At 59.9% G+C, this 20692-nt stretch carries 21 protein-coding genes; 12 read left to right on the top strand and 9 right to left on the bottom strand.

What is annotated here, in order from left to right:
- Nucleotides 1-85: 85 nt before the first annotated feature.
- On the top strand, nucleotides 86-1480 hold the full coding sequence (gene sthA / locus AC1UK9_RS18930) for a Si-specific NAD(P)(+) transhydrogenase (protein WP_007984277.1): 1395 nt from the start codon (nucleotides 86-88) through the stop codon (nucleotides 1478-1480).
- A 42-nt stretch (nucleotides 1481-1522) separates the two neighbouring features.
- Here sthA and AC1UK9_RS18925 read toward each other — a convergent pair whose 3' ends face one another.
- On the bottom strand, nucleotides 1523-2245 hold the full coding sequence (locus AC1UK9_RS18925) for a glycerophosphodiester phosphodiesterase (RefSeq protein ID WP_025111067.1): 723 nt from the start codon (nucleotides 2243-2245) through the stop codon (nucleotides 1523-1525).
- Between the two features lie 14 nt (nucleotides 2246-2259).
- Nucleotides 2260-2841: a PilZ domain-containing protein gene (locus AC1UK9_RS18920; protein ID WP_003226578.1), complete on the bottom strand. Its 582-nt coding sequence runs from the start codon at nucleotides 2839-2841 to the stop codon at nucleotides 2260-2262.
- Nucleotides 2842-2935: 94 nt separating this feature from the next.
- Here AC1UK9_RS18920 and AC1UK9_RS18915 point away from each other — a divergent pair, with 94 nt between their 5' ends.
- The 3 genes from AC1UK9_RS18915 (at nucleotide 2936) to AC1UK9_RS18905 (ending at nucleotide 6185) form a co-directional block, all read left to right on the top strand.
- Complete coding sequence (locus AC1UK9_RS18915; RefSeq protein WP_025111069.1) at nucleotides 2936-4186, top strand: lipoprotein-releasing ABC transporter permease subunit; 1251 nt, start codon at nucleotides 2936-2938, stop codon at nucleotides 4184-4186.
- Between the two features lie 7 nt (nucleotides 4187-4193).
- Nucleotides 4194-4877: a lipoprotein-releasing ABC transporter ATP-binding protein LolD gene (lolD, locus tag AC1UK9_RS18910; RefSeq protein WP_473013106.1), complete on the top strand. Its 684-nt coding sequence runs from the start codon at nucleotides 4194-4196 to the stop codon at nucleotides 4875-4877.
- Nucleotides 4878-4940: 63 nt separating this feature from the next.
- Nucleotides 4941-6185 carry a lipoprotein-releasing ABC transporter permease subunit gene (locus AC1UK9_RS18905; protein ID WP_482578282.1) on the top strand — a complete coding sequence of 415 codons (1245 nt, stop codon included), beginning with the start codon at nucleotides 4941-4943 and terminating at the stop codon, nucleotides 6183-6185.
- Nucleotides 6186-6293: 108 nt separating this feature from the next.
- On the opposite strand, the gene AC1UK9_RS18900 is transcribed toward AC1UK9_RS18905, so the two are convergent.
- Nucleotides 6294-7643 carry a heavy metal sensor histidine kinase gene (locus AC1UK9_RS18900; RefSeq protein ID WP_482578281.1) on the bottom strand — a complete coding sequence of 450 codons (1350 nt, stop codon included), beginning with the start codon at nucleotides 7641-7643 and terminating at the stop codon, nucleotides 6294-6296.
- A complete protein-coding gene (locus tag AC1UK9_RS18895; protein ID WP_473013103.1) occupies nucleotides 7643-8323 on the bottom strand; it encodes a heavy metal response regulator transcription factor in 681 nt (226 codons plus the stop codon). The genes AC1UK9_RS18900 and AC1UK9_RS18895 overlap by 1 nt, the downstream gene beginning before the upstream one ends.
- A 173-nt stretch (nucleotides 8324-8496) precedes the next feature.
- On the opposite strand from AC1UK9_RS18895, the gene copI reads away from it, so the two are divergent.
- Both copI and queF read left to right on the top strand, forming a co-directional pair.
- The gene (gene copI, locus AC1UK9_RS18890) at nucleotides 8497-9030 is read left to right on the top strand and encodes a copper-resistant cuproprotein CopI (protein WP_482578280.1); all 534 of its coding nucleotides are present in this window, start codon (nucleotides 8497-8499) and stop codon (nucleotides 9028-9030) included.
- A 61-nt stretch (nucleotides 9031-9091) separates the two neighbouring features.
- Entirely contained in the window at nucleotides 9092-9922 is an 831-nt protein-coding gene (gene queF / locus AC1UK9_RS18885; RefSeq protein ID WP_473013101.1) for an NADPH-dependent 7-cyano-7-deazaguanine reductase QueF, read from the top strand.
- A gap of 193 nt (nucleotides 9923-10115) precedes the next feature.
- Here queF and AC1UK9_RS18880 read toward each other — a convergent pair whose 3' ends face one another.
- Together AC1UK9_RS18880 and pcrP are read right to left on the bottom strand one after the other, a co-directional pair.
- On the bottom strand, nucleotides 10116-10379 hold the full coding sequence (locus AC1UK9_RS18880; protein WP_083368391.1) for a DUF4404 family protein: 264 nt from the start codon (nucleotides 10377-10379) through the stop codon (nucleotides 10116-10118).
- A 109-nt stretch (nucleotides 10380-10488) separates the two neighbouring features.
- Nucleotides 10489-11109 (bottom strand): HAD superfamily inactivated hydrolase PcrP, encoded by a 621-nt coding sequence (pcrP, locus tag AC1UK9_RS18875; RefSeq protein ID WP_025111077.1) that lies wholly within the window; start codon nucleotides 11107-11109, stop codon nucleotides 10489-10491.
- A 198-nt stretch (nucleotides 11110-11307) separates the two neighbouring features.
- Between pcrP and AC1UK9_RS18870 the strand changes: the two genes are divergently transcribed.
- Nucleotides 11308-11997, top strand: a complete 690-nt coding sequence (locus AC1UK9_RS18870; protein ID WP_025111078.1) for an MlaA family lipoprotein — start codon at nucleotides 11308-11310, stop codon at nucleotides 11995-11997.
- Nucleotides 11998-12049: 52 nt separating this feature from the next.
- Here AC1UK9_RS18870 and AC1UK9_RS18865 read toward each other — a convergent pair whose 3' ends face one another.
- Nucleotides 12050-12349 carry a PilZ domain-containing protein gene (locus AC1UK9_RS18865; RefSeq protein ID WP_025111079.1) on the bottom strand — a complete coding sequence of 100 codons (300 nt, stop codon included), beginning with the start codon at nucleotides 12347-12349 and terminating at the stop codon, nucleotides 12050-12052.
- A gap of 274 nt (nucleotides 12350-12623) precedes the next feature.
- On the opposite strand from AC1UK9_RS18865, the gene rssB reads away from it, so the two are divergent.
- Together rssB and rssC are read left to right on the top strand one after the other, a co-directional pair.
- Nucleotides 12624-13808: a two-component system response regulator RssB gene (gene rssB / locus AC1UK9_RS18860; RefSeq protein ID WP_025111080.1), complete on the top strand. Its 1185-nt coding sequence runs from the start codon at nucleotides 12624-12626 to the stop codon at nucleotides 13806-13808.
- A complete protein-coding gene (gene rssC / locus AC1UK9_RS18855) occupies nucleotides 13805-14287 on the top strand; it encodes an anti-sigma factor antagonist RssC (protein ID WP_003226553.1) in 483 nt (160 codons plus the stop codon). The genes rssB and rssC overlap by 4 nt, the downstream gene beginning before the upstream one ends.
- 190 nt (nucleotides 14288-14477) lie before the next feature.
- Here the strand turns inward: rssC and tal are convergent, their stop codons facing one another.
- Both tal and AC1UK9_RS18845 read right to left on the bottom strand, forming a co-directional pair.
- Nucleotides 14478-15404 carry a transaldolase gene (tal, locus tag AC1UK9_RS18850; RefSeq protein WP_025111081.1) on the bottom strand — a complete coding sequence of 309 codons (927 nt, stop codon included), beginning with the start codon at nucleotides 15402-15404 and terminating at the stop codon, nucleotides 14478-14480.
- A 206-nt stretch (nucleotides 15405-15610) separates the two neighbouring features.
- Complete coding sequence (locus AC1UK9_RS18845) at nucleotides 15611-16561, bottom strand: glycosyl hydrolase family 5 (RefSeq protein WP_482578279.1); 951 nt, start codon at nucleotides 16559-16561, stop codon at nucleotides 15611-15613.
- Nucleotides 16562-16852: 291 nt separating this feature from the next.
- On the opposite strand from AC1UK9_RS18845, the gene AC1UK9_RS18840 reads away from it, so the two are divergent.
- The 3 genes from AC1UK9_RS18840 to AC1UK9_RS18830 are packed head-to-tail and all read left to right on the top strand — an operon-like array spanning nucleotide 16853 to nucleotide 20684.
- Nucleotides 16853-17293: a low molecular weight protein-tyrosine-phosphatase gene (locus tag AC1UK9_RS18840; RefSeq protein WP_081794885.1), complete on the top strand. Its 441-nt coding sequence runs from the start codon at nucleotides 16853-16855 to the stop codon at nucleotides 17291-17293.
- 39 nt (nucleotides 17294-17332) lie between these two features.
- Complete coding sequence (locus AC1UK9_RS18835; protein ID WP_482578278.1) at nucleotides 17333-19561, top strand: polysaccharide biosynthesis tyrosine autokinase; 2229 nt, start codon at nucleotides 17333-17335, stop codon at nucleotides 19559-19561.
- Nucleotides 19562-19601: 40 nt separating this feature from the next.
- Nucleotides 19602-20684, top strand: coding sequence for a glycosyltransferase (locus tag AC1UK9_RS18830; protein WP_482578277.1), 1083 nt, complete (start codon nucleotides 19602-19604; stop codon nucleotides 20682-20684).
- Nucleotides 20685-20692: the final 8 nt, after the last annotated feature.

The following is a 20692-nucleotide window of genomic DNA, read 5'->3' as shown; positions in this document are numbered from 1 at the left end:
GCCCCCAATTGTTCCTTCGCGCCGCGATTCGGCGTGATTTAGCCGTCGGTGCTGCTGGCACCGCGGCCTGTTCTGAGGAGTACGCATGGCTGTCTACAACTACGACGTGGTGGTGTTGGGTTCCGGCCCGGCGGGAGAAGGCGCGGCAATGAACGCCGCCAAAGCAGGGCGCAAGGTGGCGATGGTCGACAGCCGTCGCCAGGTCGGCGGTAACTGCACCCACCTGGGAACCATCCCGTCCAAGGCCCTGCGTCACTCGGTCCGGCAGATCATGCAGTTCAACACCAACCCGATGTTCCGGGCGATCGGCGAGCCGCGCTGGTTCTCCTTCCCGGACGTGTTGAAAAGCGCCGAGAAAGTCATTTCCAAACAAGTCGCTTCGCGTACCGGCTACTACGCCCGTAACCGCGTCGACGTGTTCTTCGGCACCGGCAGCTTCGCCGACGAACAAACCATCGAAGTGGTCTGCGCCAACGGCGTGGTCGAGAAACTGGTGGCCAAGCACATCATCATCGCCACCGGTTCGCGTCCGTATCGCCCGGCGGACATCGATTTCCACCACCCGCGTATCTACGATAGCGACACCATCCTCAGCCTCGGCCACACCCCGCGCAAACTGATTGTTTACGGCGCCGGCGTGATCGGCTGTGAATACGCCTCGATCTTCAGCGGTCTGGGTGTACTGGTTGAGCTGGTGGACAACCGCGGTCAGTTGCTGAGCTTCCTCGACTCGGAAATCTCCCAGGCGCTGAGCTACCACTTCAGCAACAACAACATCACCGTGCGCCACAACGAAGACTACGACCGTGTCGAAGGCGTGGACAACGGCGTGATCCTGCACCTCAAGTCCGGCAAGAAGATCAAGGCCGACGCCTTGCTCTGGTGCAACGGCCGTACCGGTAATACCGATCAGCTCGGTCTGGAAAACATCGGCGTCAAGGTCAACAGCCGTGGTCAGATCGAAGTCGACGAGGCCTACCGCACCTGCGTGCCGAACATCTACGGTGCAGGCGACGTGATCGGCTGGCCGAGCCTGGCCAGTGCCGCCCACGACCAGGGTCGTTCGGCAGCCGGCAGCATCGTCGATAACGGTAGCTGGCGCTTTGTGAATGACGTGCCGACCGGCATCTACACCATTCCGGAGATCAGCTCGATCGGCAAGAACGAGCAGGAACTGACCCAGGCCAAAGTGCCGTACGAAGTGGGCAAGGCGTTCTTCAAGAGCATGGCGCGGGCACAGATCGCCGGCGAGCCGCAAGGCATGCTGAAGATCCTGTTCCACCGTGAAACCCTGGAAGTGCTGGGCGTTCACTGCTTTGGTTATCAGGCCTCGGAGATCGTGCACATCGGTCAGGCGATCATGAACCAGCCGGGCGAACTGAACACGTTGAAGTACTTCGTCAACACCACGTTCAACTACCCGACCATGGCCGAAGCCTATCGGGTAGCGGCGTACGACGGCCTCAACCGGCTTTTTTGACGGGCTCCGGCCGGTGGCCTGAGCCGGCCGGGGAGACCGATTTCAGCAATTCTCGAGGGTGGCAGTGGCCAAACCGGGAAAGTCTGTAATCAGGCTGTCAACGCCGAAGTCGGCGAGTCTGCGCATCAGCGCAGGCTCGTTGACGGTCCATACCGACACATGCAGCCCCTGACGCTGCGCCTTCTGCAGGCGTTCCGGCGTACACAGCGTCCAGTTCAAAGCCAGAATCTCACAGCCATAGCTGGCCGCGACCTTCAGCGGGTCGAGCCAGGCGTATTCGGCTACCAATCCCCGTGATACGTCCGGTACCAGATCCAGCGCCGCTTTCAGCACTTCCCGTGAACTCGAGGTGATCGTCACCTTGTCCAGCAGGCCATGACGCTGAGCCATTTCGCGAATCGCCAGCACGGTGGTCGCTGCGCGGGTGCGCGAAGCACTTTTGACTTCCAGTTGCCAGTGCTCGAAATCGCACTTCTCGAACAATTCTTCCAGCGTCGGAATCGGGCATGGCTTGATCCAGCCCGGGCCGCCCTTGCGCGCGTCGTAGGTCACCAGCTCGGCAGCGGTGTGCTCGACGACTTTGCCGCGACGGTCAGTGGTGCGCTTGAGGGTCGGGTCGTGGATCACCATCAACTCGCCGTCCTTGGACAGGTGCAGATCCAGTTCGCAACGGCGCACGCCGTGTTTGAGACATTCCTGAAAACTGCTCAGGGTATTTTCCGGTGCTTCGCCCTTGGCGCCGCGGTGGCCGTAGATGAGGGTCACGGTGCTTCCTTAATTTAAATGCCGGATTCGTTCTGTTCGCGAGCCAGGCGTCGTTCCTGGGCCTGCTTCTGCAAGATATAACGGGCGAGCAACTGGCGCTGGGCGTCGGTCAAGTGTTCGAACTCGGTGCCAACGTCGTAGCCGTCGCCCTTGCGGTCGCAATGGGTGACACGGGCGCGCAGCAGCAGGCCGAGCGCCTGGGGCATCAGCACCAGTTTGACCGACAGGTGCGCGCCGGTGGCGAGCGCTGTGGGGTGCTGAAAGTCGATCCCGCCTTCGGAAATGATCACCGGTTGCGGCTCGCCTATGTGGCCGAGCACGGTCAGGGCGACCACCTGGCTGAGCAGGTCGATGCGCTTGTTCTGGGATTTGAGGAACGCGGCAATGGCCCGATCACGCTCGCTGATCTGGCGCAACAGGTGCTGCGACTCGAATTCGCTCAGGTGCAGTTCGCTGAGCAGGTTGAACAGCGGGGAAGCATCCTGCAACACTTCCTGGCCTGCGGCTTCGGGAGCGGACAGGGGCCGAATTTCCAGTGCGATCGTGTCCTCGATACGGTAGTATTCGCGGCGATCTTCTTCATCTAATGTCGACATGGCGAACCCATGGTAGCGGCGGTGGTCTGAGTGTAAAGCTGGTTATCGACCCCCGCCACAAGGACGTTCCTTTTCCCTCCGAACAAGCCCCGACATGTTCAGACCTCTCTTCGTATTTATCGGCACGCGTTATACCCGTGCAAAGCGTCGCAATCATTTTGTGTCATTCATTTCCCTGACTTCGATGATCGGGCTCGCCCTTGGCGTGATCGTGATGATCGTGGTGCTATCGGTGATGAACGGCTTCGATCATGAGATGCGCACCCGCGTGCTGGGCATGGTGCCCCACGCGACCCTTGAATCTGGCGAGCCGATCAACGATTGGCAAAGCCTGGCCGCCAAGGTCAAACGCAACCCGGAGGTGACGGCCGTTGCGCCGTTCACCCAGATGCAGGGTTTGCTGACCAACAACGGCCAGGTGTCCAAGGTGTTGCTCAACGCCATCGACCCTGCGCTTGAGCGCAACGTGTCGATCATCGACAACTTCATGAAGCAGGGCAAACTCGACGACCTGACGCCGGGCAGCTTCGGCATCGTCATCGGCGACAAGGCCGCGACCAAGCTGGGCGTGGGCCTCGGTGACAAGGTCACCTTCGTCGCGCCGGAGGTCAGCGTGACCCCGGCCGGGATGTTCCCGCGCATGAAGCGCTTTACCGTGGTCGGCATTTTCCATGTCGGCGCCGGTGAGCTGGACGGCTACCTGGGCGTCACCAACCTGCAGGATCTGGCGAAGATGCACCGCTGGAAGCCTGATCAGGTGCAGGGCATCCGGATGAAGTTCGATGACTTGTTCCAGGCGCCACGCGTGGCCTGGACCATCGCCCAGCAGCTGGGCGAAGACCATTACTACGCCCGCGACTGGACCCGCACCCACGGCAACCTGTATCAGGCGATCCGCATGGAAAAAGCCATGATCGGCCTGCTGTTGCTGCTGATCGTCGCGGTGGCCGCGTTCAACATCATTTCCACGCTGGTGATGGTGGTGAATGACAAGAAGGGCGACATCGCCATTCTGCGTACCCTTGGCGCCACGCCAGGGACGATCATGCGCACGTTCATGGTGCAGGGCACGGTGATTGGCGTGGTCGGTACGGCCATCGGCGCCGTGGTCGGGATTTTTGCCGCGTTGAACGTCAGCGCCGCGATTTCGGCGCTGGAAGGGCTGATCGGCCACAAGTTCCTCAACGCCGACGTGTACTTCATCGATTACCTGCCGTCGCAGGTGCAGAGCCAGGACGTGGTCATGGTCTGCGCCGCCGCGTTGGTCCTGAGTTTCCTCGCCACCCTGTATCCCGCCTGGCGTGCTGCGCGCACCCAGCCGGCGGAGGCGCTACGTTATGAGTGAGTCGGGCATGAGTGATAAAGCAATCTTGAGCTGCCGCAACCTGGGCAAATCCTACGAGGAAGGCCCGGAGTCGGTGCAAGTGTTGGCCGGTCTGCAACTGGAGTTGCACCCGGGCGAGCGTGTCGCGATCGTCGGCAAATCCGGTTCGGGCAAAAGTACTTTGCTCAACCTGCTGGGCGGTCTCGACACGCCGACCGAGGGCAGCGTCTGGCTCGACGGCGAAGAACTGTCGGCGCTGAGCGAGAAGAAGCGTGGCCTGCTGCGTAACCGTGCTCTCGGGTTCGTGTACCAGTTCCACCACTTGCTGCCGGAGTTCACCGCACTGGAAAACGTCTGCATGCCGCTGTTGATCGGCAAGACCGCGATCCCTGAAGCGCGTCAGCGTGCCACGGCGTTGCTCGAGCGAGTAGGGCTGGGCCATCGCCTGGAACACAAACCGGCGGAACTGTCCGGTGGCGAGCGCCAACGTGTGGCCATTGCCCGGGCACTGGTTAACAATCCTGGCCTGGTGATGCTCGACGAGCCGACCGGCAACCTAGACTCGCACACCGCCGAAGGCATTCAGGATCTGATGCTGGAACTCAGCACCTCGATGCGCACTGCGTTCCTGGTGGTGACTCACGACATGAACCTGGCCCGCCAAATGGACCGCGTCCTGCAATTGCAGGAAGGCTGCCTGACGCCCATCTGACCGACCGAAACCCGCTGCCTGTGAAGGCATCGGGTCTTTTATTTTTATACGGTGCCCCAGCGAATGTTCAGACCGTTATCGATCTTTATCGGCACGCGCTATACCCGCGCCAAGCGCCGCAATCGCTTTGTTTCGTTCATCTCGATGACCTCGATGATCGGTCTCGCCCTCGGCGTGCTGGCGATGATCGTGGTGCTGTCGGTGATGAACGGCTTCCAGCGCGAAATGAGCTCGCGCATCCTTGGCATGGTGCCGCACGCGACCATCGTCGGCGTAAAGCCGATTGATGACTGGCAGCCGGTAGCCGCCGCCGCGCTGAAGAATCCTGAAGTGACCGCCGCCGTGCCGTTCACCGAAATGGAAGGCATGCTGTCCTACAAGGGCTTGATGCAGCCGATCCAGATCAGTGGCGTCGACCCGGCCCAGGAAGGCAAGGTATCGATCGTCGCCCAGCACATCGTGCAGGGCCGTCTCGATGACTTGAAGCCGGGCGAATTCGGCGTGGTGATCGGTGAAATCACCGCGCGCCGCTTCCGCCTCAATGTCGGCGACAAGATCACCCTGATCGTGCCGGAAGTCAGCACCGCGCCGGGTGGCATCACCCCGCGCATGCAGCGCCTCAACGTGGTTGGTGTGTTCAAGGTCGGTGCCGAACTGGACGGCTCCATGGGTCTGATCCACGTGGCCGACGCGGCAACCATGCAGCACTGGGAGCCGAATCAGGTGCAGAGCGTGCGTCTGGCGGTCAGGGATTTGTACGCCGCGCCGAAGGTTTCTTCGGACATCGCCGCAGGCCTGGGTGCCGAGTTCAAGGCTGACGACTGGACCCACACCCAGGGCAGCCTGTTCAGTGCGATGAAAATGGAAAAAACCATGATCGGCTTGCTGTTGCTGATGATCGTCGCGGTGGCGGCGTTCAACATCATCGCCACGCTGATCATGGTGGTGAATGACAAGGGCGCGGACATCGCGATTCTGCGCACCATCGGTGCCACGCCACGGCAGATCATGGCGATCTTCATGGTGCAGGGCACGGTGATCGGGATTGTCGGCACCATCATCGGCGGCGTGCTCGGCGTGATCGCGGCGCTGAACGTCAGTGAGATGGTCGGCTGGGTCGAGCGCGTCACCGGGCAGCACATCTTCAGTTCCGACGTGTATTTCGTCAGTAACCTGCCTTCGGAGTTGCAGGGTGGGGATGTGCTGTTGATCTGCTCGGCGGGCTTTATTCTGAGCTTCCTGGCAACGGTGTACCCGGCGTTGCGGGCGGCGAAGATCGAGCCGGCTCACGCGCTGAGATATTCGTAAGCGGATACACCGCTTTCGCGAGCAAGCCCGCTCCCACAATGGATCTGCAATTCAACTCAATCCACTGTGGGAGCGGGCTTGCTCGCGAAGAGGCCGGAACTGCTGGCCTCAATCCCCCTTGGGCAACTCGATCACAAACCGCGTCCATCCCGCCTCTGATTCGCAACGAATCCGCCCACCATGGGCCCGGACGATCGATTGCGTAATCGCCAAGCCCAACCCCGCATGCTCGCTGCTGCCTTCCTGCCGCGCCGGATCCGCCCGATAAAACCGGTCAAACAACCGCGGCAACAGTTCGGCTGAAATCCCTTCGCCACTGTTCTCGACCAACACCTGCACGGCATCCGGTTGATCGACGATGGACAGCCGCACGCTGCCCGCCGCCGGGGTAAAGCGCAGCGCGTTATCCAGCAGATTCGACAAGGCCCGACGCAGCATGCTGCGATCACCCTCTATACGTGCGTGACCTTCGCGACTGAGCGTCACGCCGGCGTCCTCGGCCAATGGCGCGAAAAACTCCAGCAGCACATCGCTCTCATCCGCCAGTTCCAGCGCTTCACGTTTGGGCATCAGCAAGCCGTGGTCTGCCTTGGCCAGGTACAGCATGTCGTTGACCAGTTGCGCCATCCACTGCAACTCTTCGAGGTTGCTGTGCAGCGCCTCGCGGTAATCTTCGAGCGGGCGCGGGCGGGTGAGGGTGACCTGGGTGTGAGTCAGCAGGTTCGACAGCGGCGTGCGCAGTTCATGGGCGATGTCGGCCGAGAATGCCGACAGTCGCTGAAACGAGTCGTCGAGGCGTCCGAGCATGGCGTTGAAGCTGTGGGCCATTTCCGCAAGCTCTGGCGGCATTCGCGCTTCCGGCAGTCGGGCATTCAGCGATTGTGCGGAAATCCCACGGGCGACGGCGCTCATGCGTCTTAGTGGACGCAGACCGCTGCGCGCAGCCCAGGCGCCGAGTAGCGCGGTGGCCAGCGCCGACAGTCCGACGGTCAGCCAGATCAGATGCTGCATGCGCTGCAGGAAATGCTGGTGGTGGGTGATGTCCAGCAATAGCGTCAGTTGTGGCGAGTCGGTCTTGTCCGGGTAGAGCGGGGCGTTGAGCACCCGATAATCAGTGCCTTCCTGACTCACGGTCGCCAGGCCGGACTGTTTCGGCAGCGCCGTGGGGATCTGCGTCGAACTGTCGTACCAGCGCTGGCCGTCACTGCCAGTAATGCGCAGTGCCAGATCGGCCTGGCGGCTCAATTCATCCGCCAGCCGTGCCTCGCGTTGACCGGGTTGCACATCCTGCAAGGCCCGGCGCAGGCCGATCAGCTTGCCGTCCAGCAGTTGCTGGTCGAGCTCAACGAAGTGCGCTTCGCTGGCGCGGCTGAACAGCACCCCGGCAAACAACGAGACCACGGCGGTGCAGGCGGCGAACAGCAAGGCCAGACGCGAACTCAAGGACAGGTGACGCATCAGGCAGGACGCTCTTCAAGCACGTAGCCCATTCCGCGTACGGTGTGAATCAGTTTGTCGGGGAAATCATCGTCGATCTTCAGGCGTAAACGGCGGATCGCCACTTCGATCACGTTGGTGTCACTGTCGAAGTTCATGTCCCAGACTTGCGAGGCAATCAGTGATTTTGGCAGCACTTCACCCTGACGGCGCAGGAGCATTTCCAGCAAGGCGAACTCCTTGGCGGTCAGGTCGATGCGCTGGCCACTGCGTTCGACGCGACGGCGAATCAGGTCCAGGCGCAGATCGGCCAGTTGCAGGCTGGTTTCCTGTGGCGTAACGCTGCCCCGACGCAACAGGCTGCGCACCCGGGCCAGCAGTTCGGAGAAGGCGAACGGTTTGACCAGGTAGTCGTCGGCGCCAAGTTCGAGGCCATGGACCCGGTCTTCCACGGCATCCCTGGCGGTCAGAAACAGCACCGGCGTGTCGAGACCGGCGCTGCGCACCGCTTGCAGGATTTGCCAGCCACTGCGTCCGGGCAGCATCACGTCGAGGATCAGCAGCGCATAATCACCGCTCAGGGCCAATTGCTGGCCGCTGTTGCCGTCGGCCACCAGTTCTGTGTTGAACCCGGCCTCGGTCAGGCCCTGGCGCAGGTAGTGGCCGGTTTTCGGTTGGTCTTCGACGATCAGCAGTTTCATGGGCGGCTCGGGTTTTCGCGGTGATTCGGTGTTTTGCAAACGAAAGCTTTATACCGTGAGAGAGGGCGACGGGCGCCAACCTGACAAAGTTGTAATCTGCCTGTCAGGTAGCTGCCAGCGCAGGCGGGCTAGAGTTTCCCACAGGCTGAACCTTATCTTGTTGGAGTATGACTATGTTTTTGCGCAACCCTCTGGCCGTCGCCGCCTGTTTGCTGGCGCTGAGTTCACCTGTCTGGGCGGCGTCCGCGCACACTTATGACTTCGGTCAACCGGCACCGGCGGCCAAGGCCACCCGTAGCATTGAGGTGGTGCTGAACGACATGTCGTTCGACCCGAAGGCGATTCAAGTCAAGGCCGGTGAGACCGTTCGCTTTGTGTTGGTGAATAAAGGCCAGTTGTTGCATGAATTCAACCTCGGTGATGCGGCGATGCATGCTCAACACCAGCAGGAAATGCTGCAGATGCAGCAAAGCGGCATGCTCACGCCTACCGCGATGAAAGAAATGTCCCACGACATGACGGGCATGGATCACTCGGCCATGGGGCACGGCATGAAGCACGACGACCCGAACAGCGTGCTGGTCGAGCCGGGCAAGACCGCTGAACTGACCTGGACCTTCAGCAAGGCCACCAGCCTTGAGTTTGCCTGCAATATTCCCGGGCATTACCAGGCAGGCATGGTTGGCAAACTGACTGTCAGTCAGTAAGCACTCAAAGGCGTGAGCAAAGGCTGGTAGAATCCGCTGATTCTTCAGTCAGGTTTCCGCCATGCATCCCGCAGCCGAACATTCGCCGCTGGGCAAATCCAGCGAATACATCGCCACGTACACGCCGTCCCTGTTGTTCCCGATCCCGCGCACCGCGAAGTGGGCCGAACTGGGCCTGACCGCCGAAACCCTGCCGTACCAAGGCGTGGATTTCTGGAACTGCTTCGAACTGTCGTGGCTGCTGCCGTCGGGTAAACCGGTGGTAGCGATTGGTGAATTCAGTATTCCGGCCGATTCGCCAAACATCATCGAATCGAAGTCGTTCAAACTGTACCTGAACTCGCTGAACCAGACGCCGTTTGCCGACATCGCCAGCCTGGAAGCGACGCTGGTCAAGGACCTGTCTGCCGCGGCCGGCAAGCCAGTGGGCGTGCGGGTGCGCAGCCTGAAGGATGTCGAAGCCGAAGGCGTCGTGGCATTGCCGGGCGTGTGCATCGATGACCTGGACATCAGCGTCAGCAACTATGAGCATCCGCGTCCGGAACTGCTGCGTTGCGATGATTCGAAGATTGTCGAAGAGAGCGTGCACAGCCATCTGCTCAAATCCAACTGTCCGGTGACCAGTCAGCCGGACTGGGGCAGCGTGGTGGTGGAATATCGCGGCGCGGCGCTGGATCACGCCAGCCTGCTGGAGTACATCGTCAGCTTCCGCCAGCATTCGGATTTCCATGAACAATGTGTGGAGCGGATTTTCCTCGATCTGCAGCGCTTGCTGAAGCCGCAGAAGCTCACGGTATTTGCACGGTATGTGCGGCGTGGCGGCCTGGACATCAACCCGTATCGCAGCACTGAATCCGTGCAGCTGCCGAACCACCGTCTGGTGCGTCAATAAAATACCCGAGTCTGGACGCTCCAATGTGGGAGTGAGACTGCTCGCGAATGCGGTCTGTCATTCAACGATGATGTCGACTGACACGACGCCTTCGCGAGCAGACTCGCTCCCACAGGAGGCGGTGTTGCAAATCGTAGAAATGAAAAAGCCCTGCCAGTGATGGCAGGGCTTTTTGCATTTCAGCGCAGGGCGATCAGATCCCCATGCTGCCCAGCGCATTGACGATGTTGCGCAGGGTGCCGGCGATGGCCGGGTGTTCGAGTTCGAAGCGGTCGACCGCCAGGTTTACGCCGTCGGCGATGCTGGCGTCCTGCGTGGCACTCTCCAGTTTGATTTCCGATTCGATCTGCGCCATCAGCGCATGCAGATCTTCACGCTCGGCTTCGGACAGCGGCGGATTCTGCTCCAATTGCTCGCGCAGGGTGTCGAGTTGTTTTTGCAGTTCTTGGGCGGGCATGGTGTGGTTCCTTTTATCAAGAGGCACTGGCATTGACCGCAGCCGCGCGCCAAAGGTCTATGGCTGACCTTTAGATTAATCCACTCTGCTCCAGCCTGCATGATCCCGATCAGGGCTTTTCGCCTTTGAGGCGGCGCAGGCTGATGTCGGCCAGACAGGTATCGAGTTCGCCCAGATGATCGATCACCGAATGCACGCCCAGACCAAACAACTGCAGGGTCGCCTTGGCGCGGCGCTGTTCGCGTTCCTTCTGGCTCAGGGCTTGCCACTCGCTCGGCGACAGGCCGCACAGCGAGCCGCAGGACGCCAGGCCAATGGTCCACAACCCGGCGTTGAGGCCCGATTGCAGCAATCGCGGCTCGCCGCTGACCAGCACGCAGCCATCCAGACGACCCACGTTCAGCCCCATCAGTGCTTGCCAACAGGCGTTCGGCGCCGGCCATGGATTGATTGTTGCTGAATATTGCGTCGGTTTGATCCACGCCGGCAGCAGGGCCGACAGCGGTTGCGCGAGGGCAGGGGGCAACTCATCGATCCACGCACAGGGAATCTGCTGGCGCTGCAAACTGAGCAGGCTGTCGAGGGCGCCGGGTGTGGCGTCGGCGTGCTCGGGCAGCGCGCTGGCGTGTTGATGGGCACGGGCACCGAAATCCACCAGACATCCGCTGAGTCCGAACAGCACGGCGGTCAGGCCGGGTGCGGCGACAGGCAAGGCTTCAGCGTGTGTCATGAAAACGTCCCTGAAATAGTCATGAGGCTAGGGGGCGTCGGTGACAGTTGGATGACAAGCGTATGAAAGGGGCTTCAGGAAACGTCCTACATTACTGCTCACGGGTGGACTGCCTAAAATAGCTTTTGCGCTTATACTAGCGGTCTTGATGCTTGGGCCGACGGTGCCCGCGCCAGTAAAAATCCAAGGAGCTTTTCTATGCGCTGGAGCAACCCTCTCGCTCAGCTATGTGTATGTGCCAGCGTCTTGCTGGTTCCGTTTGCCGCCAACGCCGCAACGGAAGAAGACCCTTGGGAAAGCGTCAACCGCCCGATCTTCCAGTTCAACGACTTCGTCGACACCTACGCACTCAAGCCGATTGCGCAGGGCTACGAATACGTGACGCCGCAGTTCCTCGAAGACGGCATTCACAACATGTTCCGCAACGTCGGTGATGTCACCAACCTGGCGAACAACATTCTGCAGGCCAAACCTGCAGCGGCCGGCGTCGATACCGCACGAATCATTTTCAACACCACCTTCGGCCTGCTGGGCTTCTTCGACGTCGGCACCAAGATGGGCCTGCATCGCAGCGACGAAGATTTCGGCCAGACCCTCGGCTATTGGGGCGTCAGCAGCGGTCCGTACGTGATGCTGCCGTTGCTCGGTCCAAGCACCCTGCGTGATGCGCCTTCGAAGTATGTCGACAGCTACACTGCCCCGTACCGCTACATCAACGACATCCCGGTGCGTAACTCGACATTCGGCCTGAACATCGTCGACACCCGCGCCAGCCTGCTGTCGAGCGAGAAGCTGATCAGCGGCGACAAGTACACCTTCATCCGCAATGCGTACCTGCAGAACCGCGAGTTCAAGGTCAAGGATGGTCAGGTCGAAGACGATTTTTAATCTCGACCGATAAAGAGAGGGCGGCCCTTGGGGCCGCCTTTTTTGTGTGCGCTTATTTCATCTTCAGAATGGTCAGGCCAAGCTTCTGGCTGTCGCCTTCCTGGGCCTTGACCCAGACCACCTCGGTCTCCGCTTCCAGCCCGCTGAGTGCTGCGTGATCGGAATCGATGCGCACGCTCAAGCGGTCGCCAACCGCGAACTGGCGCGGCGCTTCAACCTGCATGCCACTGCTGGAGAGGTCAATGCACACGCCCGACACCTCGTCCCCTTCATGAATCAACACGACATCGGCATCGACCCGCATACGGATGAAATCGCGCTTTTCGCTGTAGTCTCGACCGGTTTGACTCATGGCTTTGTCCTTCCATTGGGTTACGGTTTGAGCTGTTCTTATAACTCTCGGTGATTTGACAAGTAAAGTCGTCAAGCGACCATCGGCGCATGCTTGAAACGCCCCGCGGATGGGAGTACCGTCTGCGCCTTAGAAGGGCACCTCTGGTGCAATCGCGTTCCGGGCCAATGCTCGAAAGCGGTGCAGCAGAGAGGCTAGAAAGCGAATCCAGTAGTCTGAGCCGGGCCAATGCCCCGCCTGCTACGCCAACCTAATTCTGGCGCCGTTTGCCCACATGCCAAAAACCAGTGCCACGCTGCTGATAATCGATGATGACGAAGTAGTGCGCGCGAGCCTCGCGGCCTATTTGGAAGACAGTGGTTTCAGCGTCCTGCAGGCCAGCAACGGCCAACAGGGTCTTCAGGTATTCGAGCAAGACAAGCCCGACTTGGTCATCTGCGATCTGCGCATGCCGCAGATGGGCGGTCTCGAACTCATCCGTCAGGTCACCGAGCGGTCACCGCAAACGCCGATGATCGTCGTTTCGGGTGCCGGCGTGATGAACGACGCGGTCGAGGCGCTGCGCCTGGGTGCGGCGGACTACCTGATCAAGCCTCTCGAAGACCTGGCCGTGCTCGAGCACTCTGTGCGTCGGGCGCTGGATCGTGCGCGCCTGCTGCTGGAGAACCAGCGCTACCGCGAGAAGCTGGAGAAGGCCAACCGCGAACTCGAAGCCAGCCTGAACCTGCTCCAGGAAGACCAGAACGCCGGTCGCCAGGTGCAGATGAACATGCTGCCGGAAAGTCCGTGGCGCATCGACGAGTTCCAGTTTGCCCACCAGATCATCCCGTCGCTGTACCTGTCGGGTGATTTTGTCGACTATTTCCGGGTCGACGAGCGTCGGGTCGCGTTTTATCTGGCCGACGTGTCAGGCCATGGCGCCTCTTCGGCGTTCGTCACCGTGCTGCTGAAGTTCATGACCACGCGCCTGCTGTTCGAGTCCAAACGCAACGGTACGTTGCCGGAATTCAAGCCTTCGGAAGTTCTTGGTCATATCAACCGGGGGCTGATCAGTTGTAAGCTGGGCAAACACGTCACAATGGTCGGTGGAGTCATCGACGAGGAGACCGGTTTGTTGACCTATAGCATCGGCGGCCATCTGCCGTTGCCTGTGTTGTACACGCCTGACAGTGTTCGTTACCTCGAAGGCCGTGGTTTGCCGGTGGGCCTGTTCAATGAGGCCACCTACGAAGATCACGTGCTTGAGCTGCCTGCGACCTTCAGCCTGACGCTGATGTCCGACGGCATTCTGGATCTATTGCCAGAACCTACGCTCAAAGAAAAAGAAGCTGCTTTGCCTCAACGGGTGAAGTCGGCGGGCGGCAGCCTGGATGGTCTGCGGCAAGTGTTTGGATTGGCCACGCTAGGGGAGATGCCGGATGATATCGCCCTGTTGGTGTTGAGCAGGAACCTTCAATGAGTACCGGTAGAATCCAGTTCGCCGAGCAGGACGGCACCTTCGTCCTGAAGTTCGTCGGTGAAGTTCGCCTGACCCTGTGTTCGGCGTTGGATGCGACTATTGAGAAAATCTTCACCGCGTTGAATTTCAACGCGATCGTGATCGATTTGACCGAAACCCGCAGCATCGACAGCACCACCCTGGGCCTGTTGGCCAAGCTGTCGATCCTGTCGCGGCAAAAGGTCGGCCTGCTGCCGACCGTCGTCACCACCCACGAAGACATCACGCGTCTGCTGCAGTCGATGGGCTTCGAGCAGGTGTTCAACATCGTCAACCACCCGGTGCCGTGCCCCGAGTGCCTGGACGACTTGCCGGATCAGGACCAGTCCGAAGAAGTGGTGCGGATCAAGGTGCTGGAAGCGCACAAGATCCTCATGGGGCTGAACGATTCCAATCGCGAAGCCTTCCACGACCTGGTGAATGCGCTCGAGCGGCATTGATCTGGTGAAGTGATGTTGTCTGGGCCGGCCCCTTCGCGAGCAAGCCCGCTCCCACATTTGAAATGCATTCCCTCTGTGGGAGCGGGCTTGCTCGCGAAGGCGAGAGTTCGGACGATGCGTCTTCCAGCGCGAGCGAAAAAAAAGGGCGAACCCGTGAAGGTTCGCCCTTTTTGCATTCCAGTGGCTCAGATCACAGCTTGGCCTGCAGCAGCGCCTCAAGCTTCTCCTGGTCACGGGCAAACTGACGAATACCCTCGGCCAGTTTCTCGGTGGCCATCGCGTCTTCGTTGGACAGCCAGCGGAATTGCGCTTCGTTCAGGCTCAGGCGGGCTTCGCCAGCATGGCCCGGGGCGAGTTTGCGCTCCAGTTTGCCGGTGTCTGCCGCCAGCTTGTCGATCAGGTCCGGGCTGATGGTCAGGCGGTCGCAACCGGCCAACTGCTCGATCTGGTTCAGATTGCGGAAGCTGGCGCCCATGACCACGGTCTTGTAGTCATTGGCCTTGTAGTAGTTGTAGATGCGGGTGACCGACTGCACGCCCGGATCATCGGCGCCGGTGTAGTCGTTGCCGTTGGCCTTTTTGTACCAGTCGTAGATGCGGCCCACGAACGGCGAGATCAGGAACACCCCGGCGTCGGCGCAGGCAGCGGCCTGGGCAAAGGAGAACAGCAGGGTCAGGTTGGTCTGGATGCCTTCTTTTTCGAGAATCTCGGCAGCGCGGATGCCTTCCCAGGTCGAAGCGATCTTGATCAGCACGCGGTCACGGCCGATGCCGGCCTTGTCGTACAGCTCGATCAGGCGATGCGCACGCTTGAGCACGGCGTCCTGGTCGAACGACAGGCGCGCATCCACTTCGGTGGAAATACGGCCCGGGATCACTTTGAGGATTTCCTGGCCCACGGCGACGCCAAAGCGGTCGCTGGCCAGGCCCACATCGCCCTTGCAGTCGCTGACGCAAGCGTTCAGCAGTTCGGCGTAAGCCGGAATGGCCGCTGCTTTGAGCAGCAGGGAAGGGTTGGTAGTGGCGTCGACCGGCTTGACCCGGGCAATCGCTTCGAAGTCGCCGGTGTCGGCAACCACGGTGGTCATCTGTTTGAGTTGTTCCAGCTTGGAAGTCATGGGTGTGCTCTGTCCTGTGGGTTTGACGACATTACCCGAGCGCTGACAGCCACTCAAGGGCATCAAGGCGTATCGGGTTCCCCGGTGGCAACAACCTGAGAACGGCTGTTTGAAAGGTGGGGCGCGGTATCGATGAATACGATGCCAAAATCGGCCGCAGGTTCAACGCATCTGACGGTCAGCGCCCCTTGAGCACATGGAGGAGCTTATTGCTGAGTCAGTTGGGTTCTGACGGCGGTTTCCGCCGGTTTCGGCTGACCGTCGGAGGTCAGCAGGCCGAAATTCTTCTCGCGGTCGTTGCTGCCGGTGTCGCTGTTTTTCCATTCATAGATGGAGGTCAGCGCAATGTTGCGGGTTTTGATATCGGCGACAAACGCACTGATTTTACTGGCCTGACCTTCTGTCCCGCCGTTGGAGCTGAGCGCCGAGATGCCCCATTCGCTGATCACCCCCGGCAGATGGAAGTTTTGCTGGATAAACGCCTGGGCGTTACTGATCTGCGTGCCCGTCATGCCATAGGGATGATAGGAAATCGCGTTGAGGCATTTAGGGTACTGGCTGACGATTCGGTTGAGGGCCACCGTGGACGCCGAGCCGGCAGTCGGCGGCCGGGCGAAACCGAAGCCGATCACCGGCGTGGCCTGAGGCTTGTCTTGCAGTGTCTTGCACGCTGCGCTCATGAATGGCACGAAGGTCGTGTCGAAATTCCCGGTCGGCCAGTAGGCGTCGAGATCCGGCTCATTCCACAGTTCAATGGCAACCAGTTGCGAGCCGTAGGTTGTCGCCAGGCTGGCCAACGCGTTGGCGTACGCGACGCCTGCGGCTGCCAGATCACTGGTATTTAATGGCTGAGTCGTGCGCAGGGTCATCAATACCGGCAGGCCAGCGGCTTGTGCCACGGCGAAGGCGTCGCTGACCTGCTGTTGATAGGCCTGGGTGCTCAGGCTGTCGGTCCAAACGCCAAAGCGCACGAAACTGAAGCCGGTGGTCTTGATCAGTTGGGCGTCTGCGGCAGAGAAGTTCTGGACCTTGACCTGCACGCCAATGGTTTTATGGGTGGGCAATGCCGGGAACAGCTCGCTGGCGTTGACTTGGCTGGCTGTACTGAGCAGCAGCAAGGTCAAAAGGCTCAATCGTTTGAGATGTGCTGACTTCATGTCGGCTCTCCGGGTGAGAAGTGACAACGGCGAATAGGTATCTCGTGATACCTCATTCGAAACTAACAGTGTCACTAAGTGCGCAAATGTTATTTTTTGTCAGGAAACCAAGACCTGAAAATCACAGTTATTTTTAGTCCGGTAATTCCGTTTGGGCGACTTTTGGCGCTGTGGTACTTAATACGCTGGTACTAACAGGGCGAATCTATTTCTGAGTGCAGGATGATCTAGTGGGTTCATTAAGATCCGCACTAGATGTTGGCAGAATGATATTACACAGGAAAGTAAACCTTGTTCAGAAATATCCTTGTCGTGTGCGTTGGCAATATTTGCCGAAGTCCGACAGCAGAGCTTCTGCTGCGTAACGCGCTGACCCCCTCAACGATCTCGGTGACCTCCGCAGGCCTCGCGGCCCGGGTTGGCGAAGGCATGGAAGCTTCGGCGCGCCAGGTTCTGGAAGATCACGGGCATAGCGCCGAGGGCTTCACCGCCCGGCAATTGACCGCCGATATCGTCAATCAATCGGACCTGATTCTGGTCATGGAAAAACAACATATGAATCAGGTACTGAAGATTGCCTCGCACGCCAGAGGCAAAGTGTTCCTTCTTGGCAAGTGGCAGAGCGAACGCGAAATACAGGATCCCTATCGTCAAGGTAAGGCCGCTTTTATTCATGCCCATGCATTGATTGAAGATGCTGTTAGCTCGTGGGCGCAGCGCCTCGGACATTGATGAATATTCTTCAGATCAGTGAATGGTAAGAACAGACTTATGCAGTTACCGTCAGTAATCGCCAACCGTGATAACGATCAGGACAGTATTGATCTTCTCGGCATATTTGGCAGTTTGATCGACCAGAAATGGCTGATTGGTGCATTCACCGGTGCCTTCATGGCCGCGGGTGTTGCCTATGCGGTATTGGCGACGCCGGTGTACCTGGCGAACGCGCTGGTGCAGGTCGAACCGAAAAAGAACGACATGCTCGGGTTTTCCGACCTCAGCAGCATGCTCGGCGGCCAATCGCCGTCGGTGACCGAAATCGGCATCATCAAGTCTCGCGCGGTGATCGGCAAAACTGTCGATGACCTGCGCCTGGATATCGACGTCACCCCCAACACCTTCCCGGTCATCGGCGGTTTTCTCGCCAGGCGCTATCGCGGCGAAACCGAGTTCAGCGTGGCGCCGCCGCGTTTTGGCTTTAACAGTTACGCCTGGGGTGGCGAGCGTCTGGAGTTCGCCCGGCTCAATCTGCCCAAAGAACTGTTGGGCAAGAAACTGACACTGGTGGCGGGCGAACAGCAGCGCTTCCAGTTGCTCGATGACAACGGCAACGTGCTGGTCGAGGGCGTCGCGGGTGAAACCTTCGCGCAGGACGGCGTAGAGGGGCAGGTCGCGCAATTGTCGGCCAACCCGGGCACGCGTTTTGAAGTGGTGCGCAATCCGCGAATCGTGACCATTCAGGCTTACCAGGATGCGCTGGATATTTCCGAGCAAGGTAAAGAGTCTGGGATTATCCGTCTGGCACTGGCCAGCGCCGATGCCCCCGAGGCGGTGAAGATCCTCAACAAGATCGCTGCGCTGTACGTCGATCAAAACGTGCGTCGCACTTCGGCAGAAGCAGCGCAGAGCCTGGCGTTCCTGCAAAGCCAGTTGCCGCAGGTCAAGCGCGATCTGGCCAAGGCCAGCGATGCGCTTAACGCCTACCAGACCCACGGCAAGACCGTGAACATCTCCCTGGAAACCCAGTCGGTGCTCGGTCAGTCCGTTGCGCTCGAAACGCGGATTTCCGAGCTGAAAATGCAGCAGGCCGAGATGGATCGCAAGTTCACCAAACAGCATCCGGCGTATCGCGCCCTGATGTCGCAGATCGGTGAGTTGACCCAGCAGCAGAAGTCGCTGGAAGGCAAGGTCGGGGATCTGCCAGCCACGCAACAGGAGCTGCTCAACCTGACCCGCGATGTGGAAGTGGCTTCGCAGATCTACACGCAGTTGCTGAACAAGTCGCAGGAACTGGACATCGTCCGCGCTGGTGCGGTGGGCAACGTGCGTTTGATCGACCCGGCAGATGTCGACCTGACCAGCCCGGTCAAGCCGAAAAAAGCCCTGATTGTATTGATCGCAACGTTCCTCGGCGCTTTTGTCGGCGTAGCGCTGGTGCTGCTGCGCAAATCCCTGAGCAAAGGCCTGGAAGGACCGGAAGCCATTGAGCAGCTCGGGCTGCCGGTGTACGCCTCGATTCCCTACAGCGCATTGCAGCGCGAAGAGGACAGTAAAAAAGTGCGGGTCAAAAGCACGGCTGAAACGCCGGCCTATCTGCTGGCCCTGCGCAATCCGACCGACCTGTCCATCGAGTCGATTCGCAGCCTGCGCACCTGCCTGCATTTTGCCGCGCTGGATTCGACCAACAACCGGATCATGATCTCCGGTCCCAGCCCGCAGGTCGGCAAGACGTTCGTCTCGTCCAACCTCGCAGCGGTCATGGCGCAAAGCGGTCAACGCGTGTTGCTGATCGACGCCGACATGCGCAAGGGCCACCTGCACAAGTCGCTGAACGTGCCGATCGCCAATGGCCTGTCGGACCTGTTGGTCAAGCGTTGCAGCATCGAGCAGGCCATCAACACCGTGGAAATCGACAACCTGCACTTCATCAGCCGTGGGCAGGTTCCACCCAATCCTTCGGAGCTGTTGATGCACGCCAACTTCCGCGACCTGCTGACCGAACTCAGTGCGCGCTACGACGTGGTGATCATCGATACGCCGCCGCTGCTGGCGGTGACCGACGCAGCGATTGTCGGGCGCGAAGCAGGGATCAGCCTGATTGTCACCCGTTTTGCGGTGAACCCGGCCAAAGAAATTGAAATGACCATTCGGCGCTTCGCCCAGAACGGCATCGAGCTCAAGGGCGCGGTGTTCAACGGCGTCGAGAAGCGCGCGGCCAGCTACTACGGCAACGGCAACTACGGTTATTACAACTACGAATACGCGTCGGACAAATCCTGAGTTTCAGGGGCGTTCCAACAGGCATGAAAGTGGGTGGGTTGTGAAAAAAATACTGCACGTGGCTGAAACGATAAAAGGTGGGGTCGCCACCGTTATTCGTACCATCTCGGCTTCCCCCGAGGATCAGGAGTCGAACTACGAGCTGGTCTATCTGGTGCCGCTTGACCAGAAAAAAGAGCTGCACGGCATCGACGAACGACAGATTCGCACGTTCGAACGCAGCGGCCGCGATGTGCGTTCACTGCTGCGTTTTGCCTGGCAGTTGACCCGGGTGATGATCAAGGAAAAACCCGATGTGGTGCATTTGCACAGCACCTTTTCCGGGGTGATCGGCCGGGTGGTCTGCGTGCTTCTGCGGCCGTGGCGCAAACCGAAAATCGTTTACTGCCCGCACGCGTTTTCGTTCCTGATGGAAAGCTCGCCGACCAAGCAAAAGATCTACGCGTGGATCGAACGGGTCCTGCAGCGAGTCACCGACGTGATCATCTGCGTCAGCCGCTACGAAATGGACAAGGCGGCGCGTTTCGGCATTCAGCGCAAGCGCATGAAGCTGATCTACAACGGCATTCATCAGCGTGACGAGGCGCCGAGGGCTCAGAGCCCCGAGCCGATTCATCTGCTGTTCGTCGGTCGTCTCGACTACCAGAAAGGCTTCGATGTGTTGCTCAAGGCCTTCGCCAAGGTGCAGCGCAGCGATCTGAAACTGACCGTGGTTGGCAGTGCGGTCAACGAAGACACGGTCGAGTGTCCCGAGATGGACGCTGTCGAGTACCTGCCGTGGGTCACGCCGGCCGAGGTGCACGCGCTGTATCAACAGGCCGACGCGCTGATCGTCCCGAGTCGCTGGGAAGGATTCGCCATGGTGCCGCTCGAAGGCATGGCCATGGGGTTGCCGGTGATCGCCAGCAATTGCACATCGTTGCCCGAACTGGTCACCCATGAGGTGTCCGGTTATGTCTTCCCCACCGGTGACCACCAGGCGCTGGCCGATGTGCTGGTGCGAATCCAGAAGCCGCGGTTGCTCGACCTCGGCAGCGAAGGCCGCAACATCGTGCGCGAACGCTTCAGCGCCGCGCTGATGATCCGCCAGACCTACGACGTGTATTGCGCTCCCACTTATTAAGTAGAACT

The organism is Pseudomonas sp. AK-TSAG1-1 (assembly GCF_056821665.1).
The sequence above is the reverse complement of the archived record's forward strand: the minus strand, read 5'-3'. Positions and strand labels throughout refer to the sequence as shown.

What these genes read in the sequence shown, in the direction of transcription:
- sthA (WP_007984277.1), top strand. Translation starts at nt 86, where the DNA reads ATGGCTGTCTACAACTACGACGTGGTGGTGTTGGGTTCCGGCCCGGCG.
- AC1UK9_RS18920 (WP_003226578.1), bottom strand. Translation starts at nt 2,841, where the DNA reads ATGTCGACATTAGATGAAGAAGATCGCCGCGAATACTACCGTATCGAG.
- AC1UK9_RS18915 (WP_025111069.1), top strand. Translation starts at nt 2,936, where the DNA reads ATGTTCAGACCTCTCTTCGTATTTATCGGCACGCGTTATACCCGTGCA.
- lolD (WP_473013106.1), top strand. Translation starts at nt 4,194, where the DNA reads ATGAGTGATAAAGCAATCTTGAGCTGCCGCAACCTGGGCAAATCCTAC.
- AC1UK9_RS18905 (WP_482578282.1), top strand. Translation starts at nt 4,941, where the DNA reads ATGTTCAGACCGTTATCGATCTTTATCGGCACGCGCTATACCCGCGCC.
- AC1UK9_RS18900 (WP_482578281.1), bottom strand. Translation starts at nt 7,643, where the DNA reads ATGCGTCACCTGTCCTTGAGTTCGCGTCTGGCCTTGCTGTTCGCCGCC.
- AC1UK9_RS18895 (WP_473013103.1), bottom strand. Translation starts at nt 8,323, where the DNA reads ATGAAACTGCTGATCGTCGAAGACCAACCGAAAACCGGCCACTACCTG.
- copI (WP_482578280.1), top strand. Translation starts at nt 8,497, where the DNA reads ATGTTTTTGCGCAACCCTCTGGCCGTCGCCGCCTGTTTGCTGGCGCTG.
- queF (WP_473013101.1), top strand. Translation starts at nt 9,092, where the DNA reads ATGCATCCCGCAGCCGAACATTCGCCGCTGGGCAAATCCAGCGAATAC.
- AC1UK9_RS18880 (WP_083368391.1), bottom strand. Translation starts at nt 10,379, where the DNA reads ATGCCCGCCCAAGAACTGCAAAAACAACTCGACACCCTGCGCGAGCAA.
- pcrP (WP_025111077.1), bottom strand. Translation starts at nt 11,109, where the DNA reads ATGACACACGCTGAAGCCTTGCCTGTCGCCGCACCCGGCCTGACCGCC.
- AC1UK9_RS18870 (WP_025111078.1), top strand. Translation starts at nt 11,308, where the DNA reads ATGCGCTGGAGCAACCCTCTCGCTCAGCTATGTGTATGTGCCAGCGTC.
- AC1UK9_RS18865 (WP_025111079.1), bottom strand. Translation starts at nt 12,349, where the DNA reads ATGAGTCAAACCGGTCGAGACTACAGCGAAAAGCGCGATTTCATCCGT.
- rssB (WP_025111080.1), top strand. Translation starts at nt 12,624, where the DNA reads ATGCCAAAAACCAGTGCCACGCTGCTGATAATCGATGATGACGAAGTA.
- rssC (WP_003226553.1), top strand. Translation starts at nt 13,805, where the DNA reads ATGAGTACCGGTAGAATCCAGTTCGCCGAGCAGGACGGCACCTTCGTC.
- tal (WP_025111081.1), bottom strand. Translation starts at nt 15,404, where the DNA reads ATGACTTCCAAGCTGGAACAACTCAAACAGATGACCACCGTGGTTGCC.
- AC1UK9_RS18845 (WP_482578279.1), bottom strand. Translation starts at nt 16,561, where the DNA reads ATGAAGTCAGCACATCTCAAACGATTGAGCCTTTTGACCTTGCTGCTG.
- AC1UK9_RS18835 (WP_482578278.1), top strand. Translation starts at nt 17,333, where the DNA reads ATGCAGTTACCGTCAGTAATCGCCAACCGTGATAACGATCAGGACAGT.